This window comes from Grimontia kaedaensis, assembly GCF_023746615.1.
In the GTDB taxonomy this organism is placed as follows: Bacteria; Pseudomonadota; Gammaproteobacteria; order Enterobacterales; family Vibrionaceae; genus Enterovibrio; species Enterovibrio kaedaensis.
Map to the genome: position 1 here is coordinate 929560 of NZ_CP082276.1, position 15013 is coordinate 944572.

General features: G+C 48.3%; 19 protein-coding genes. 4 read left to right on the forward strand and 15 right to left on the reverse strand.

The annotated features are described in order from the left end of the window. Positions 1–2: 2 nt before the first annotated feature. Complete coding sequence (locus tag K6Q96_RS21050) at positions 3–611, forward strand: nucleotidyltransferase family protein (RefSeq protein ID WP_251879841.1); 609 nt, start codon at positions 3–5, stop codon at positions 609–611. Positions 612–629: 18 nt separating this feature from the next. On the opposite strand, the gene K6Q96_RS21055 is transcribed toward K6Q96_RS21050, so the two are convergent. The 6 genes from K6Q96_RS21055 to K6Q96_RS21080 all read right to left on the reverse strand — a co-directional run bounded on the left by K6Q96_RS21055 (position 630) and on the right by K6Q96_RS21080 (position 6206). Then, complete coding sequence (locus tag K6Q96_RS21055; RefSeq protein WP_251879843.1) at positions 630–2165, reverse strand: BCCT family transporter; 1536 nt, start codon at positions 2163–2165, stop codon at positions 630–632. Between the two features lie 364 nt (positions 2166–2529). Further along, positions 2530–2961 carry a hypothetical protein gene (locus tag K6Q96_RS21060; RefSeq protein WP_251879845.1) on the reverse strand — a complete coding sequence of 144 codons (432 nt, stop codon included), beginning with the start codon at positions 2959–2961 and terminating at the stop codon, positions 2530–2532. A gap of 249 nt (positions 2962–3210) precedes the next feature. Continuing rightward, entirely contained in the window at positions 3211–4317 is a 1107-nt protein-coding gene (gene modC, locus K6Q96_RS21065; protein ID WP_251879847.1) for a molybdenum ABC transporter ATP-binding protein ModC, read from the reverse strand. Next, on the reverse strand, positions 4317–5006 hold the full coding sequence (gene modB / locus K6Q96_RS21070) for a molybdate ABC transporter permease subunit (RefSeq protein WP_251879849.1): 690 nt from the start codon (positions 5004–5006) through the stop codon (positions 4317–4319). The genes modC and modB overlap by 1 nt, the downstream gene beginning before the upstream one ends. A gap of 6 nt (positions 5007–5012) precedes the next feature. Beyond that, a complete protein-coding gene (gene modA / locus K6Q96_RS21075) occupies positions 5013–5783 on the reverse strand; it encodes a molybdate ABC transporter substrate-binding protein (RefSeq protein WP_251879852.1) in 771 nt (256 codons plus the stop codon). 123 nt (positions 5784–5906) lie between these two features. Then, a complete protein-coding gene (locus K6Q96_RS21080) occupies positions 5907–6206 on the reverse strand; it encodes a DUF6916 family protein (RefSeq protein WP_251879854.1) in 300 nt (99 codons plus the stop codon). Between the two features lie 210 nt (positions 6207–6416). On the opposite strand from K6Q96_RS21080, the gene K6Q96_RS24890 reads away from it, so the two are divergent. The 3 genes from K6Q96_RS24890 (at position 6417) to K6Q96_RS21090 (ending at position 8931) form a co-directional block, all read left to right on the forward strand. Further along, positions 6417–6539 carry a hypothetical protein gene (locus K6Q96_RS24890; RefSeq protein WP_256481842.1) on the forward strand — a complete coding sequence of 41 codons (123 nt, stop codon included), beginning with the start codon at positions 6417–6419 and terminating at the stop codon, positions 6537–6539. A 455-nt stretch (positions 6540–6994) separates the two neighbouring features. Further along, positions 6995–7411 (forward strand): RNA-binding S4 domain-containing protein, encoded by a 417-nt coding sequence (locus K6Q96_RS21085; RefSeq protein ID WP_251879856.1) that lies wholly within the window; start codon positions 6995–6997, stop codon positions 7409–7411. Positions 7412–7980: 569 nt separating this feature from the next. After that, complete coding sequence (locus K6Q96_RS21090) at positions 7981–8931, forward strand: TDT family transporter (protein WP_251879858.1); 951 nt, start codon at positions 7981–7983, stop codon at positions 8929–8931. Positions 8932–8964: 33 nt separating this feature from the next. Here the strand turns inward: K6Q96_RS21090 and ureG are convergent, their stop codons facing one another. The 9 genes from ureG to urtE form a co-directional block, all read right to left on the reverse strand. Continuing rightward, on the reverse strand, positions 8965–9588 hold the full coding sequence (ureG, locus tag K6Q96_RS21095; protein ID WP_251879860.1) for an urease accessory protein UreG: 624 nt from the start codon (positions 9586–9588) through the stop codon (positions 8965–8967). 11 nt (positions 9589–9599) lie between these two features. Then, positions 9600–10268 carry an urease accessory protein UreF gene (locus K6Q96_RS21100; protein WP_251879862.1) on the reverse strand — a complete coding sequence of 223 codons (669 nt, stop codon included), beginning with the start codon at positions 10266–10268 and terminating at the stop codon, positions 9600–9602. Between the two features lie 2 nt (positions 10269–10270). After that, the gene (locus K6Q96_RS21105) at positions 10271–10462 is read right to left on the reverse strand and encodes a hypothetical protein (protein WP_251879863.1); all 192 of its coding nucleotides are present in this window, start codon (positions 10460–10462) and stop codon (positions 10271–10273) included. A gap of 37 nt (positions 10463–10499) precedes the next feature. Then, entirely contained in the window at positions 10500–10907 is a 408-nt protein-coding gene (gene ureE / locus K6Q96_RS21110; protein ID WP_434802188.1) for an urease accessory protein UreE, read from the reverse strand. 68 nt (positions 10908–10975) lie between these two features. Beyond that, positions 10976–12682 (reverse strand): urease subunit alpha, encoded by a 1707-nt coding sequence (gene ureC, locus K6Q96_RS21115; RefSeq protein ID WP_251879867.1) that lies wholly within the window; start codon positions 12680–12682, stop codon positions 10976–10978. A 1-nt stretch (position 12683) separates the two neighbouring features. Beyond that, positions 12684–13040 carry an urease subunit beta gene (locus K6Q96_RS21120; RefSeq protein ID WP_251879869.1) on the reverse strand — a complete coding sequence of 119 codons (357 nt, stop codon included), beginning with the start codon at positions 13038–13040 and terminating at the stop codon, positions 12684–12686. A gap of 9 nt (positions 13041–13049) precedes the next feature. Next, positions 13050–13352, reverse strand: a complete 303-nt coding sequence (gene ureA / locus K6Q96_RS21125) for an urease subunit gamma (RefSeq protein WP_002536054.1) — start codon at positions 13350–13352, stop codon at positions 13050–13052. Positions 13353–13423: 71 nt separating this feature from the next. Continuing rightward, positions 13424–14299: an urease accessory protein UreD gene (locus tag K6Q96_RS21130; protein ID WP_251879871.1), complete on the reverse strand. Its 876-nt coding sequence runs from the start codon at positions 14297–14299 to the stop codon at positions 13424–13426. Positions 14300–14309: 10 nt separating this feature from the next. Continuing rightward, complete coding sequence (gene urtE / locus K6Q96_RS21135) at positions 14310–15005, reverse strand: urea ABC transporter ATP-binding subunit UrtE (RefSeq protein WP_251879873.1); 696 nt, start codon at positions 15003–15005, stop codon at positions 14310–14312. Between the last annotated feature and the right edge of the window lie 8 nt (positions 15006–15013).

Consider the following 15013-nt stretch of genomic DNA (forward strand, 5'->3'; position numbering starts at 1 on the left):
GAATGATAAAACTTGCCGCAGTGATCCTCGCTGCTGGCCGCGCTTCACGTTTTCGCGAATGCAAAGCGCTGGCTGAAATCAATGGCTCTCCGCTCATCAGCTTCCCCATCAACGCAGCAGTTCCTGTTACTCAGGACATATTCATCACAACAGGGTTTTGGCATAAGGAACTGGAAGATGCCTGCAAAGACAATAATTGGCCAGCAGAAATCTTACATATCGACTGCTGGAGAGAAGGGATTGGCAGCGTTATATCTTCGGTGACCGAGAAGCTTGAGAATGACTATGATGCCATTTTATTTATGCTTGCTGATCAACCTGCAGTAAGTAGTGACAATGTCGAACTACTTTGGAAAGTATTTATTGAACACGTTAACGATGCAGTTTGTTGCCAATATCACGATACAGTGGGTGTACCAGCGATTGCATCGAAAACCATGTTTGAAGAGCTTAAAACGTTGAAAGGTGATGCAGGCGCTAAGCACCTGCTTAACAATGGCAGATATGTGGTCAATGTGGTTGCTATTGATCAGTGCAACATAGATATCGACACTCAGGAAGACTTGGAAAACTACGTTCACTACCTTAATCATATGGCGTCGCTTTGGTAACGACGCCATGTTCGTCAATCAGGCTAACGCCTCATGAATCCGCGCGTTAGTCGCAGACATACTTTTCAAAGCCACTGGCGCAGAAATCAGCGTCGTGGCTATCAACAACGAAACTGGCACTGCTGTAATCACGATAAATGACTGCAACGCCGCCAAGCCACCGTTTCCAGCAGTTAGCAATACGGCTGCAACCACACCCAACATCACTGCCCAAAACAGTCGCTGATACTTCGATGGTTTCGCATCTTCGGACGTGACGACAGCAATGGAATACGCCATGGAATCACCCGTTGTCGCCACAAAGGTAGTAGTTAGGATCAGGAAAGCAGGCACCAATATAAACTGAAGTGGAAGTTGCTGAAGCGTCGCAATCAATACACCGGGTAAACCCGTGCTTTCTATTGCGCCGGATATCGCGCCCGGATTGGTCAGCTCAAAGAAGATGCCCGTACCGCCCAGTGCAGTAAACCAGAAGTTGGTCACGATTGGAGACCCAACTGCCACAGCAAGGATCAACACGCGAATACTCCTGCCACGAGAGATCTTCGCAATGAAAATCGCCATCATAGGCGCGAAGCCAATGAACCATCCCCAAAAAAACCACGTCCAGTTGGTCATCCAAGCTGCTTTTTCAGTATCCAGACTCATCGAAGAAAAGTGCTCTAGATAACTACCAAATGCGGTGACAAAAGAACCGAAGATGAAAGACGTCGGCCCCAATGCTAATACAAATAGAAGCAATGCCAAGGCGCCAAGTACATTGAGTTTAGAAAGCCACTGAAGCCCCTTATCCATTCCGGTAAAAGCAGACAGCGAGTAAATGGCTACAACCGCCATAAGAATCATCACTTGTGTGCTCATGGTGTTTTCGATGCCAAATAAAGCTTCAATGCTGAAACCCAGTTGGCTAGCCAAAAACCCGATTGGACCGATCGTACCCGCTGCCACACCGACAATAGAACAAGCATCTACTAACGCACCAAACCAATGCTTTTCAAAACGCTCACCAAATAAAGGATAAAGCAATGCACGGGGTCTTAGCTTCAGTCCCTTTTCATAGTGGGCATGCATGAGAACAATTGTCGCTAGGGTGCCCAACACAGCCCAAGCAAGAAATCCCCAATGAAGAAAGCTCTGACTCAACGCAGCAGTCGCTGCGGCTTCAGTGTGCTGTTCAACGCCAGAATAGGAAGGAGAAGGTGAAAGGAAGTGATACACAGGTTCAGCAGCCGACCAAAATACGCCACCACCAGCCAATAAGGTACACATGATCATCGAGATCCAACGAAACGCGCTGATATCCGGTTTACTTTGGTGACCGAGCTTCATCTTTCCATAAGGGGAACAAGCAATGACGAGCGCCAATGCGAGATTCGCTACCATCAACCATTGCCAGAATGCGCCAAACTCTTCAGCTGCGAAACCAAACATATTGTTGATAGTCTTGGAGAAAAGCGACATGTCTATCATCGCCGCTAAAAGGAACAGAGCAAAAAAGCTAATGGTTAAAGTCGATACCAGCTTTTCAGCTTTAAATAGAGAAGTAAAAGTCATTGTGCTCTCACATTGTGTGTGAGGGGCGGCACCTTAGCAAAATCATAATGTGATATCTATCACTTTTATTTGAGATCTAATATTTAGCGTTACATTTTCAGGTGATTCAATATCACCTCCCAATTCTATAAGCATCTGTTTTTATTAAGTCACACATCAAATAGACCATAAGCAATCGTTATCAACACTAAACAAATACCCAAACAACCTGAAGATGCAGAATTCAGGCCGTTTGGGTATATGAGGTGTTCGGTAATAGGTTGAATAGTGGTTGAACCCAAGAGGAAAACTGAGAGAAGCAATGAAACAGTGGGAAGGAGTAGAGAGATTGATGTGGGTGAGTAGGTACAAAAAACCTGATTTCTCAGGCTTTTTCTGTTGGTCGTTTCTTAGAGCTCGCATGGGCCTCAACAATCTGTTTGTGAAGCGAAGTCGCGGCGCGAAGCAGTCTAGGATGAATTTGTAATTGCTTCCCTTCCACCAGCGTCTTGTTGTAGTTAATCACAGAAGCAGTCAAACATGCGGCCACTTTAATCTGATTAAGCTTGTTAGCATACATTGCCGTTTTTATAGCAATGAATGCTCGCTGATCGTTCTTCTTGTAGTTTTGAACGGCGAATCGCTCGAATCGCTGGAAATCCTTGTTGTACGACTGGTGGATTCGGGTCACGTGTTTATCGTAGTAATCACGATACTTTCCATAACTACCAGTACGATTCGCTTGCATGAGCTTTTTTACCCAATCCGTCGACTTGAGCTTTTTTTTCTTAAACAAGCCGGTTAGCCATGCAAACATTTATCTCTCCTACTACTCATCACGAGCTATCTACTCAACGAGAATATCTAATCTGCTCGTGAAAATTATGCTGTTGCTTGTATCTAAAGGGGAATTTTGCGACTCATCATACAAGTATCCACCCCGGAACGTTTCACTTGTACATCACTTTGCACAAACGGATACTATTTAGCGTCAGTGGGCAAATACGATGTACGGCAAACTCTGGGGATTCTACTTCAATTTGCGACAGAAACGGCAGAGAAATTATTAAAAATTCTTGTTCTCTTGGGCCAAATCGCCCTTGGTAATGCTCACGCCCTTAAGCTGAACAAACACTGAATCACCTTGCAATAGATGAAGGTCATCAACAGCCCACTGGGTTATATTTGCCAGTAATCTTTGGTTACCAATTCTTAACACAACCTGACAATAGCCCGATGCATTTTCGTCGCATTCGGCACGACAAACTTCTTCTATAACCGCAGGAAGAATATTCCGAATACTGGTATCAGTCGGGCGAGATTTCACAATGGATATATCATTAGCGAAGATACGGAGACGAAGCATAGAGCCCTTTGCATCATCTACCTTGGTCACCCAGATTGTTTCCCCTTCCAGATCCAATTGCGTCATCCCGTAAATTGGGTGATGCCCTATCAGTTTTGCCGTTACCAATGCACTTTGCTCTCTGGTTGATAACCAAGGCCGCATGGGTGCAGAGCCCCAAACTTCAAGCAAAGGACCATTAGCCACAACCTGCCCTTCATTCAGGATCAGCATGTTGTCAGCAATCTGAAGAATTTCATCAAGACTATGGCTGACATAAAGCACAGGGATTTTAAGTGACGTTGCCAGACGAAGCAGGTATTGAATTAACTCTTGTTTTCGGGGGCCATCGAGCGATGCGGTAGGTTCATCCATGATTAAGAGTTCAGGTTCAGAGAGTAATGCTCGGCCTATCGCTACACGTTGCTTCTCGCCGCCAGATAAGGCCGATGGATGGCGCTTCAAAAGATCCTCAATACCGAGCAACTGGATTACTTCCCCAAACTTAGCTTTATCTTCATTCGGCTGTCCATAACTGAGGTTCTTTTCCACAGACATGTGAGGAAACAAACGGGCTTCCTGGAACACATAGCCAATCCGACGGTGCTCCGGCGCGAGATCTATTTTGGCATCGCTATCAAACAGTACTTTGTCACCCAGAGTTATGCGTCCTGATTGCGGCGCCACCAAACCACTTACCGCATTGATTAGGGAGGTTTTACCCGCGCCAGAGCGGCCAAAAATGGCAGTAATACCCGATGAAGGAATACTCTCATCCACACTGAGTTTAAAAGGCTTATGGTCAACGTTAAGCGTCAGCGTAATCATTAAAGTCCCATTTTCCTTTTCATCCGACGGCTCAACCATTCAGAGCCAAACAATGAGAGCAACGCAATCACGACCGAAATAATGCAAAGACGAGCAACACTCCCTTCCGCACCAGGCGTTTCAAGGAAGGAAAACATCGCAAGAGGAATGGTTTGGGTTTCACCGGGAATATTCGAAACGAATGTAATGGTTGCGCCAAATTCCCCCAAACTACGGGCAAAGGCTAAAACCAATCCAGACAAAATACCTGGTGCGATTAAAGGCAAGGTTATGGTGAAAAACACGCGCCATGGAGATGCACCTAATGTGCGGGCAGCCTGCTCGAGCTTTTTATCGACAAGCTCAATAGATAACCTCACAGCCCTAACCAACAGGGGAAACGCTACGACGGCAGATGCTAACGCAGCCCCTTTCCAACTGAATGAAAACGACACGCCGAAGGTATCATAGAGCCAGCTGCCGACAGCACCACGACGGCCCATCACCACCAGTAAGAGATAACCAATCACGACAGGCGGAAGCACCAACGGAAGGTGAATAAAGCCATCCAGCAGAGACTTACCAGCAAACTCCTTTCTTGCCAGTAGCCAGGCAGTTGCAATGCCAAGTGGCAAGCTAGCAGCTACAGCCACAAGAGAGATTTTCAGGCTGAGCGCCAGCGCTTCCCATTCAACAGGTGTAAGTAACATCAGTGCTTATTGCTCTTGTGTTGTTTGCATCACCACAAACCCATTGTTTGCGATAATGTTTGCAGCGACGTCTGATCCCAGAAAACGGAAAAACAATTCAGCATTCTCACCCGCCTCCTTGGTCAGCGCTTTAGGAAAAATGATTGGTGCATGGGCATTTTCAGGGATTTCAGCGATGACCCTCACCTGAGAAGAAGCTTGGGCATCGGAAAAGTAAACAATACCAAGAGGTGCCTCACCGCGCTCAACCAGAGCTAAGGTGGCTCTCACACTGTTAGAAAAAGCCAGCTTATTTTTCAGGCTATCCCAAAGACCCAGTGTTTCCAGAGATTCTTTTGCATAGATACCTGCCGGCACATGGCCAGGGTCGGAAATCGCCAATCTGCTATTCCCAATTATCTTGTTTAGGCTTTCGCTATCCAAGGAAGGGAGAGCGGTAGCATCTTTCCCTGAGACCAAAACCAACTGGTTTTCAACCCAAGGCATTACGGCACTTCCTTCAATCACGCCCTGCTCTACCGTGTAATCCATCCACTTTTCATTAGCGGAAATATAGATATCCGCAGGCGCGCCATAAGCAAGCTGCCTCGCTAATGCAGATGAAGAAGCGTAAGAGACGGTCACTTTCTTTCCGCTCTGCACTTCGTACGCACTCGCGATTTCATTCAATGCTGTCGTCATTGAAGATGCCGCGAACACCAAAACATCATCACGCGCTAATGCCGATGAGGAAAATAGGAGCATGAAAGAGAGAAAAGTGAGAAGAATGCGTTGCATGCAACCTCTGACTGGCATAAGACAGAAAGGTAATATCATAACAACGAATCTATCAAGACGGAAAATCAAAGCGATACGTAAAGGCTTGCTTGGCGAGTATACGAACAAAAGAGGCGTAAAACGTTACGCCTCAGTGTTAATCGTAATGGTGTAGCGGTTGTCTTTGGCTTGCATCATATAGAGGATTTGTTGCCCCATCGATGGATGCGAAATGAGATAGTTTCCCTGTGGAAATTCAGCCTCTTCCGGCCCAAGCAAAACCATGGTGTAGTTTTCAACAAGGCGGTCATCTTTTGTCGTACCGTTACCCTCGCCTTCATTCACCGCTTCAACCAACACATCGTATTCATTTTCCGCACCATCGATCAGTTGAACGGTTTGTCCGGTTAACTTGGAGATATTTTCCCAAGACAATACATTCATTTTTTCTCTCCCGACATCCGTGTTAGTTTTTGTGTTACATCCTGATTGAATCGTTATTTTTGTGTATCAACAGGCATAGTTAAAGTGTAGCCAGCAACGGGTTGGGATACTGATTTTAAATAGAATTTTCTGACAGTTGCCCCACTTTTTCTGTGTAAGTATCAATAAAGCGAGGGTTTAATCGGGACAGAGAGAAATTGGGGAGATATTTTGGAACCAGAAACGCCGAATGGCGTTTCTGGTATCTTTGCGATTAACGCAGTTTTGATGGACGCGTCTTTTGCGTTTTACTTTGATGGTAAAACCATAGGCGTCTTGCTTTATTACTCATAGAGAACACCTCTTTTTTTAATCAGGTTCAAATGAGCCGGCCTTCCTGAATGGAGGTTCGCACGCATTACATTCCTGAGTGTTTAAAATACACTTCATCCGCAGTTGCCAACTTATTGGCTGTCTCCCCTTATTTGTTTACCTCAAGGAGCACACTTCTTAAGAATGAAAAATTCATTCTTATAATCAGGACGAAGCTAATGATATGACAGTAGAAATCGGAAAAAATTCCAGAATTTGTCACAACGAAAGTATTTTTATTACATCTTTTTTCAAGTTTCAAGAGATTCCGAACATGTGCATAATCTGCAGGTCACTGTTCTGCATCACAACAGCTCACCTGAATAAGGTATCAATGTTCTATCAATACCAGGTTATTCGTGCGTTTCAGAGTGCACAGGTATCGAATCTTACGCTAAACTCCCGACGAGCAAATCACAAAGAAATGAGTAGCGAACATGTCGCACGAAGAAATTGAAGTAGAAGCGCTGGGTATCGAAGTCTCTTCACAGCCAATAGAACTTTACAAAGTACTAAAAATTGCCAATGCCGTTAGCGGTGGAGGTGAAGCCAAAATGGCCATCGCTGAAGGCTACGTTATTGTTAACGGTGAAGTAGAAACACGTAAGCGCTGCAAGATCTATGGTGGCGATGTGATTGCTTTCAATGAAGAGTACTACGTAGTACTTTGCGATACGCCTCCTGCCCCTTTGAAACCAAAGCCGGAAGCGAAACAACACGCAGGGCATAAGCCAGCCCAAAAACCAAAGGCCAAACAGCCTTCTGCAAAAAAGTCCGCTAAACCTGCAAAAGAAAAAAGCCCCCCCCAAAGCGAAGAGCGGGCACCAAACGGTAGACGCCAGATCTCGTTCTAACATTCAGAATAGTCGAAAAAAAAGCCACCTAAACGGTGGCTTTTTGCTTATCTCTAAAGGTTGAAAATCGAATACTGTGGTGTTGTCGTAGATATAGCGTGCCTTACCTTGCTCACTACGTTGAGCTACCTAGCCTCGTGCATTAGCAACCATGGGCCATGCGGTTTGTAAGGACTTATTCGGTTTTGGTGTATTTCTACACTGGTGTAACATTCCAAATTGTTATGCGACCCAAACTCGTCGCCGACACTTTTTTGCCCGGCGGACTCGAGCTTCAAAGCTCATCCTCATTCGTCTAAATTTCTGGGTGCAATTTGAGTATAGGTAAGCATTCGAAAGGATCTATATTGAAATTCTGTGATTGTGATCAAGTTTCCGCTTTCGACAATATCAGTCTTTTGGGGTGATTTTTCGGCAGGAATTATGCTTTAAAGCCCCGTCATTTAAGGCCTGAGCAGAAAGGCATTACAAATTTTGTTGTCTATTGGCTGAATTTGTTAAGGAAATTTCGCAAACGCACTCACAACCATAAATCAGCAGGCGTATAATGCCCACTCTGCAGTTAGCTCATGGATGTTAGATTGACGGCTTTCCACTCCCCATTTCGATTTATACCTACCGCCCAGTCTTCCCTTGCGATGGCATTTTTTGGGCTAGGTGTCGCATGGTCTCTCTATCACCCAATAACTGGACATCTCACCCGCCCCATTCTTTCGACAATCGGCATTTTGTTGATTGGTCCAGTGTGGCTCAAATATATCTTTGAGCCAAAGCGTTTCTTTCAAGATCTCCGAGACCCACTCTACGGTAGCTTGATGGCGCCCATGACCATGTCACTTTTGTTGATGGCAGATTTTCTGGCGGAAGTGAATGTCAGCGTGGCAGCCGTTGTCTGGTATCCCGCGATGGCGATGCACATCTTCATGATGTGTTATTTCCTCTTTTACCAATTGAAAAACTTCGAGAAGTGCAACATCTACCCGAGCTGGTTCCTTTATCCTGTGGGATTGATCAGCAGCACATTGGCAGGTCCAAAACTGGGTTTTGATAACGAATCTGCCCTGCTCGCCCACATCTGCATCGGTGCGTATTTCTGCATGCTGCCGTTTGTGCTTTACCGGCTCTGCTTTTTGGAAAGTTTGCCGAGGAACTCACGTCCGGTACTGGCGATCATGGCGGCACCGGTGAACCTCGCGCTCACCGCTTATTTGGTGAACATGCCAAACCCTGATCCTGTTTTGGCTGGCGCATTGGCGGGAGTGGGTATCATGATGACCCTGTTCGTCTATCTCTGCTATATCGACCTACTCAAAGAGCCGTTCCAACCCACGCTAGCAGCACTGACCTTCCCTTCGGTTATCAGTGCCGTTGCAATGGAGCGATTGATTCTCTGGTTAGGCAAGGACTTCCCACACTGGGCATGGCTGGAGCGATTAGGTCTGGTCGAACTGACAGTCGCGACGCTTCTGGTGAGTTGGGTCAGTTTTTGCTATTGCCGACACTATGGATTCGGTAAGTAAACAGCGCCAGATATAACCAAAAAAGAAGCGGGTTTATGAACCCGCTTTATTTAGCATTCCTTCCGTCTCGAGAAAGTGAATCACGTCCGCCAGCCCCACCTCTTCTTTAAGGTTTGAAAACACATAAGGCTTCACCGGACGCATTCTTTTGGTATCCGAATCCATCACATCGAGGTTTGCACCAACGTAGGGTGCCAGGTCGATTTTATTGATCACCAGCAAGTCAGAACGTGTAATGCCCGGCCCACCTTTACGTGGAATCTTTTCGCCTTCAGCCACATCAATCACGTAGATTGTCAGATCAGCAAGTTCAGGGCTAAATGTGGCACTCAGGTTATCGCCGCCGCTCTCGATAAACACCAAATCCAGATCTTTGTGAAGCTTTGCCAATCCCTCAACAGCTTCTAGGTTCATTGACGCATCTTCACGAATCGCAGTGTGCGGACAACCGCCTGTCTCTACACCAACAATTCGCTCTGCAGGCAAAGCCTCGGCCTCAGTCAGAATACGCTGATCTTCACGGGTATAAATATCATTCGTGACGACAGCCACTGAATAGGTATCACGCATGGCTTTACATAGTACTTCCAAGAGCGCCGTTTTTCCTGACCCAACCGGGCCACCCACACCGACTCTTAGCGGTTGTTTATAATCCATCTTCATTCTCCTTATGAGCGGAATAGCCGCGTGTATTGCGTTTCATGACAGCTCGACGCGATGGCCTGCGCAGGTGCGAAAGAGCCGACTTGTTCGTCAGCGATAAAACGCGACGCTTCGACGACTTCATGCAAAGCATCCGACACACCCATCAACACACGCTGTCCCGCTGTTTGCCCTAACGGCACCATTTTCACGCCAGCGACGACACAGTTTTCCAACCAGCTCCATGCATAACCGTGGCATAGGGATTCTTCTTGGATGCCCCATTTCATTCCGGCATACGCGAAGCCTGCAACCTGAGTTTTCGCCAGCACCACATCCAACTGGCTTTTGGCTTCAATCAGCTCAAGCTGCTGCAACAACTTCAGCATGGTGCGTCCACGCTGGAGCTCTTCCGTTCGTAGTTCCATTGTTTCGCGGCTGGCATACAGCCAATCGCACCAATAGTTTGCTGTCTCTAAATCTTCAGCCTTGAGCGCTGCGAAAAGACGGCGCAGCACGGGCAGTTCGAGCTGTTGCAAACTGTCTGTTGCCAAACTCACCAGCCAGTCCTTCAATGCAGATTCACTGTCGACCCAGCCTGTTTCTATCGACCATTCCATACCTTGTGAGTAGCTAAACGCACCCACTGGCAAAGAAGGGCTAATCAGTTGAAACAGACGATAATCGGATTGCATGACTAGCGGCCGTTGAATATGCGGTGAATCATGTAGCCAATCCCCGCCGCAGCCACCAGCATTAACACAGTTTCAAATGGGTGTGCCTGCGCGGTGGCTAAGATATGATGCGGCGTCTCTGCATGTGGTTCGCCAGTGATGTGTGCAAACGCGGGAAATGGCAATGCCAACGCAGCGATAAGTAATTTTTTCATAGTCCTGTCTCCTTGACTGAATGCATTAAATCTAAAATCAATGATGATGGTGATGACCGGATGAGTGGCCACCATAAGCGCCCGCTTCTGGCTCAAAGGGAGCCATTTCGACCACCACACGGCCTCCAAGTAATCCCACCATTTCGTCTAAAACGTGGTCGTGCTGATAACGCACCCACCAATCACCCACTTGCAAAGGCACATGGCGGTTACCCAAGTGGTATGCGAGACGAGCCAATAGAAGGCCATCTTCGGCGTGTACCGTTGATACTTTTTCCTCCGCAGCGATAACACGTACGTGGTGGCCGCAGGTCGACACCAACACATCGCCACCGCGAAGCGTTTGACCACGAGGAAGAAACAACCCAGCCTCACTACCGTTATCCAACGTGACACGGATACGGCTTTTTATTCTTGAATCAATGCCAAGATGAATAGTCGCCATCTCGGCGATATCACTACTCCTAACATCCGATGCTTTAATGATTGCTGTAAACTCGATCATTTTTCACCTCAGAACAGAAAGTAACGTTGCGCCATTGGCAACACATCTGCGGGCTGACAGACCAGTAATTGACCATCAGCACGAACCTCATAAGTTTGAGGATCCACTTCGATCGTTGGCTGCCAGTCATTAAGCTTCATGTCTTTTTTGCGGATGTTTCTACAGTTTTTCACTGCCACTGCACCACTCTTCAGACCGAGCATTTCCGGTACACCGTGATCAATCGACATCTGAGACATAAACAACAGCGAGCTCTGCGCTGGAGCAGCACCAAATGAACCAAACATAGGTCGGTAATGGACAGGCTGAGGTGTTGGAATGGAACCATTTGGATCGCCCATTGGTGCGGTAGCGATTAAACCACCCTTTATCACCAGCGAGGGTTTCACGCCGAAAAAGGCTGGCTTCCAAAGTACCAAGTCCGCTAACTTGCCCTTTTCGATAGAACCCACTTCATGGGCGACGCCGTGGGTAATCGCAGGGTTAATGGTGTATTTCGCCACATAGCGTTTAATGCGCGCGTTATCGCTATAGCTACTGTCGCCTTCCAACGCACCAAACTGTACTTTCATCTTATGCGCTGTTTGCCAGGTACGAAGGATGACTTCACCCACACGCCCCATCGCTTGCGAGTCTGACGAAATCATCGAAAAAGCGCCCATGTCGTGGAGCATGTCTTCCGCCGCAATGGTTTCGCGTCGAATACGGGATTCCGCGAAAGCGATGTCTTCGGCGATTGAAGGTGAAAGGTGGTGACACACCATCAACATGTCGAGGTGTTCGTCCACCGTGTTGACCGTGTAAGGACGGGTTGGGTTGGTTGAAGATGGCAATACATTCGCAAGACCCGCAGCCTTGATGATGTCCGGCGCATGACCACCACCCGCCCCCTCGGTATGATAGGTATGAATAACGCGGTCACCAATGGCATTCAGCGTAGATTCCACAAAGCCACACTCGTTGAGCGTATCGGTATGAATTGCGACCTGAGTATCTGTCACTTCCGCCACGCTTAAACAGCAATCAATCGCTGCTGGCGTTGAGCCCCAGTCTTCGTGAAGTTTCAAACCACATGCGCCTGCGGCAATTTGCTCGTCCAGTGCATCCGGTAAGCTCGCGTTTCCTTTACCCAGCAAACCGAAGTTCATCGGGAACGCATCCAGCGATTCGAGCATACGGTGAATGTTCCAAGGTCCCGGTGTACAGGTTGTCGCGTTGGTGCCTGTCGCGGGGCCAGTACCGCCACCGATCATAGTGGTCACGCCAGAGGTGAGCGCTTCATCGATTTGCTGCGGGCAGATAAAGTGGATATGAGAATCAATGCCGCCCGCTGTCAGGATTTGGCCTTCTCCCGCCACCACTTCAGTGCCCGGGCCAATGATGATATCTACGTTGTCCTGAATGTCCGGGTTACCGGCTTTACCAATACCCGCAATGCGACCGCCTTTTACCGCCACATCCGCTTTTACGATGCCCCAGTAATCGAGTACCACAGCATTGGTGATCACCATGTCCGGTGTTTCGCTACTCGGGCGCTGACTTTGCCCCATACCATCGCGGATGGTTTTACCGCCGCCGAATTTCACTTCGTCGCCGTAAACCGTGAAGTCTTTTTCCACTTCCAGCCAGAGGTCTGTGTCGGCCAAGCGCACGCAGTCTCCCGTGGTTGGGCCGAACATTTCGGCATAGGCGCTTCGGGATATTTTCTTACTCATCTCAATCATCCTTATCGCTGTTTGAAGCGCCATCTATCGGACCCATACAGCGTCCTTGAAAGCCATACACTTCACGAGAACCCGCGTAAGCCACAAGCTCTACCGAGCGGCTCTGACCGGGTTCGAAACGCACCGCCGTGCCTGAAGGAATGTTGAGGCGAAACCCTTTCGCCATGTTGCGTTCGAATACCAAAGCATCATTCACTTCGAAGAAGTGATAGTGAGAACCTACCTGAACTGGCCTGTCGCCCGTGTTTGCTACATCAACGGTAACAGTTAGGCGACCTGCATTGAGTTCAATGTCTCCGTCTGCTGCACGAATTTCACCCGGCGTAAATGAACCTGTTTTTAGTTTCATATTGGCCTCCTACACAATCGGATCGTGAACAGTGACGAGCTTGGTACCATCAGGGAACGTCGCTTCCACCTGCACGTCGTGGATCATCTCAGGCACCCCTTCCATCACGTCATTGACGGTCAGGATAGTGCGACCGTAATCCATCAACTCCGCCACGGTTCGACCGTCTCGCGCACCCTCCATAATCGCGGCGCTGATCAAGGCGACAGATTCGGGATAGTTCAGCTTCAAGCCGCGCTCTTTACGTCGTTCGGCAAGTAACGCAGCGGTAAATAGCAGCAGCTTGTCCTTTTCTCTAGGGGTTAACTCCATGTGTTGACTCCTCGCAGTTTTCGCGGTCAATACACCGCTATAAATCAGTTACGCCAGAACACCGCTATACATCAGGTACGCCAGATCCTCGGCACATCAGGGGTTGTGCCGGTCCAGTGTTTTCGAATTCTTAGCCAGCATTCCGTCAGAATGTGGAACAGGGTTTCTGTGTTTGATGCCAATGCCCGAACAGCCAGCAACCCGTCGATATAGGTAATGCCAAGCTCCAGCTCTTTCGGTTTGTCCTGTTCAGCACACCAGCTTTTAAGCAACTCAGACAAAGCCTCTGCGTCGCCATACACGAACATCGAACCGACAACTGGATAGCCACGAAGCGCCGCGGCAGAGTGTTGTAGCGTGGCTGGATTGACGCGTAGGCGCTCGCAGAGAACGAGCTTGTCGTCGATGGAAATCGTGGTCATTCCATCAATCACACCTTTGTCAAAGGCTTGGTTGGAAACAGGTTGCCCTAAAGTCCAAATCTCCCAGCCTGCAAAGCGCGCATTAGAAGAGATTTGAATATCAGTGCGCGTGACAAGATGGGCATTCGGAAACGCAATGTTTTCCAACGGCAACCACTCAAGACGGCTGTCTTCATCGACTTTCAGCGATTGATTTAACATCGCGACACGACCGTCTGAACGATAAAAACGGGTTGCGCCCGGTGTGGTAATCAGCGCTTCTGCGCCGTCTTTGGCATCGACAAACACATTCAGGCTATCACCACCCACTACACCACCCGGCGGATGCAACAAATGGCTGTGGCAAACGCCGCCTTCAGGATACAAAGCGCGCTGCACCGCCAAAGGGCCACGGTGGAGGCAATCACGCAGTACCGTTCGGGTACCGTTGTGCTGATAGCCGAGGCGAAGCTCCGCTTCCCATCGGCCATGAGACTGGGTGTTCAGGACATTGCTTTCATAAACATCAGAGAGCGTTTGTGCCATGCAATCACTCCTACACCGTCAGATACTGTCGAATCAGATCATCTGAAAGCTCGTCCATTTCGCCGCTAGCCACGCTTCTTCCGCGATCAAGCAAACAGAATCTGTCGCCGACTTTTCGTGCGAAAGGCAACTTCTGCTCAACAAGAATGACAGTGAGACCCATCTCTTGATTGAGTTTGCAGATGATGTCACCAATTTCCTGCACGATGTTTGGCTGAATCCCTTCTGTCGGCTCATCCAAAAGCAATAGCTTGGGGCCGATCACCAAAGCGCGGGCAATCGCCAGTTGCTGTTGCTGACCACCTGATAAATCCCCGCCAAAGCGACGCTTCATTTCCGCCAGAACAGGAAACAACTCATAGATGTAATCAGGGATTTTCCTGTCGTTCTTAGGGCGGATGGGCAAGCCGATTTCCAGGTTTTCCTCAACGGTTAGTCGTGGGAAGATCTGACGACCCTGCGGCACGTAGCCCACGCCAGCTCGCGGTCTGTCTTCGGCGCGACGTGGGGCAAGATCGTTGCCCTCCATCAGAATTTGTCCGTTATCGACTTTCAATAATCCCATGATGCTCTGCAGCAAGGTGGTTTTCCCCACACCATTGCGTCCCATCACCACGGTGCATTGTCCTTTTGGCGCTTCGATAGAAAGATCCCAGAGTGTCTGACTCTCCCCGTAACGCTGATTTAATCCATTTACCGTCAGCATTAAACTCT

Coding starts and splice junctions, on each gene's coding strand:
- modB (WP_251879849.1), bottom strand. CDS start 5,006: ATGTTACTTACACCTGTTGAATGGGAAGCGCTGGCGCTCAGCCTGAAA.
- ureA (WP_002536054.1), bottom strand. CDS start 13,352: ATGGAGTTAACCCCTAGAGAAAAGGACAAGCTGCTGCTATTTACCGCT.
- K6Q96_RS21080 (WP_251879854.1), bottom strand. CDS start 6,206: ATGAATGTATTGTCTTGGGAAAATATCTCCAAGTTAACCGGACAAACC.
- K6Q96_RS21105 (WP_251879863.1), bottom strand. CDS start 10,462: ATGAAAAAATTACTTATCGCTGCGTTGGCATTGCCATTTCCCGCGTTT.
- K6Q96_RS21085 (WP_251879856.1), top strand. CDS start 6,995: ATGTCGCACGAAGAAATTGAAGTAGAAGCGCTGGGTATCGAAGTCTCT.
- K6Q96_RS21060 (WP_251879845.1), bottom strand. CDS start 2,961: ATGTTTGCATGGCTAACCGGCTTGTTTAAGAAAAAAAAGCTCAAGTCG.
- ureC (WP_251879867.1), bottom strand. CDS start 12,682: ATGAGTAAGAAAATATCCCGAAGCGCCTATGCCGAAATGTTCGGCCCA.
- K6Q96_RS21100 (WP_251879862.1), bottom strand. CDS start 10,268: ATGCAATCCGATTATCGTCTGTTTCAACTGATTAGCCCTTCTTTGCCA.
- ureG (WP_251879860.1), bottom strand. CDS start 9,588: ATGGATTATAAACAACCGCTAAGAGTCGGTGTGGGTGGCCCGGTTGGG.
- K6Q96_RS21055 (WP_251879843.1), bottom strand. CDS start 2,165: ATGACTTTTACTTCTCTATTTAAAGCTGAAAAGCTGGTATCGACTTTA.
- K6Q96_RS21130 (WP_251879871.1), bottom strand. CDS start 14,299: ATGGCACAAACGCTCTCTGATGTTTATGAAAGCAATGTCCTGAACACC.
- K6Q96_RS21120 (WP_251879869.1), bottom strand. CDS start 13,040: ATGAAACTAAAAACAGGTTCATTTACGCCGGGTGAAATTCGTGCAGCA.
- modA (WP_251879852.1), bottom strand. CDS start 5,783: ATGCAACGCATTCTTCTCACTTTTCTCTCTTTCATGCTCCTATTTTCC.
- modC (WP_251879847.1), bottom strand. CDS start 4,317: ATGATTACGCTGACGCTTAACGTTGACCATAAGCCTTTTAAACTCAGT.
- K6Q96_RS21090 (WP_251879858.1), top strand. CDS start 7,981: ATGGATGTTAGATTGACGGCTTTCCACTCCCCATTTCGATTTATACCT.
- ureE (WP_434802188.1), bottom strand. CDS start 10,907: ATGGCGACTATTCATCTTGGCATTGATTCAAGAATAAAAAGCCGTATC.
- K6Q96_RS21050 (WP_251879841.1), top strand. CDS start 3: ATGATAAAACTTGCCGCAGTGATCCTCGCTGCTGGCCGCGCTTCACGT.
- urtE (WP_251879873.1), bottom strand. CDS start 15,005: ATGCTGACGGTAAATGGATTAAATCAGCGTTACGGGGAGAGTCAGACA.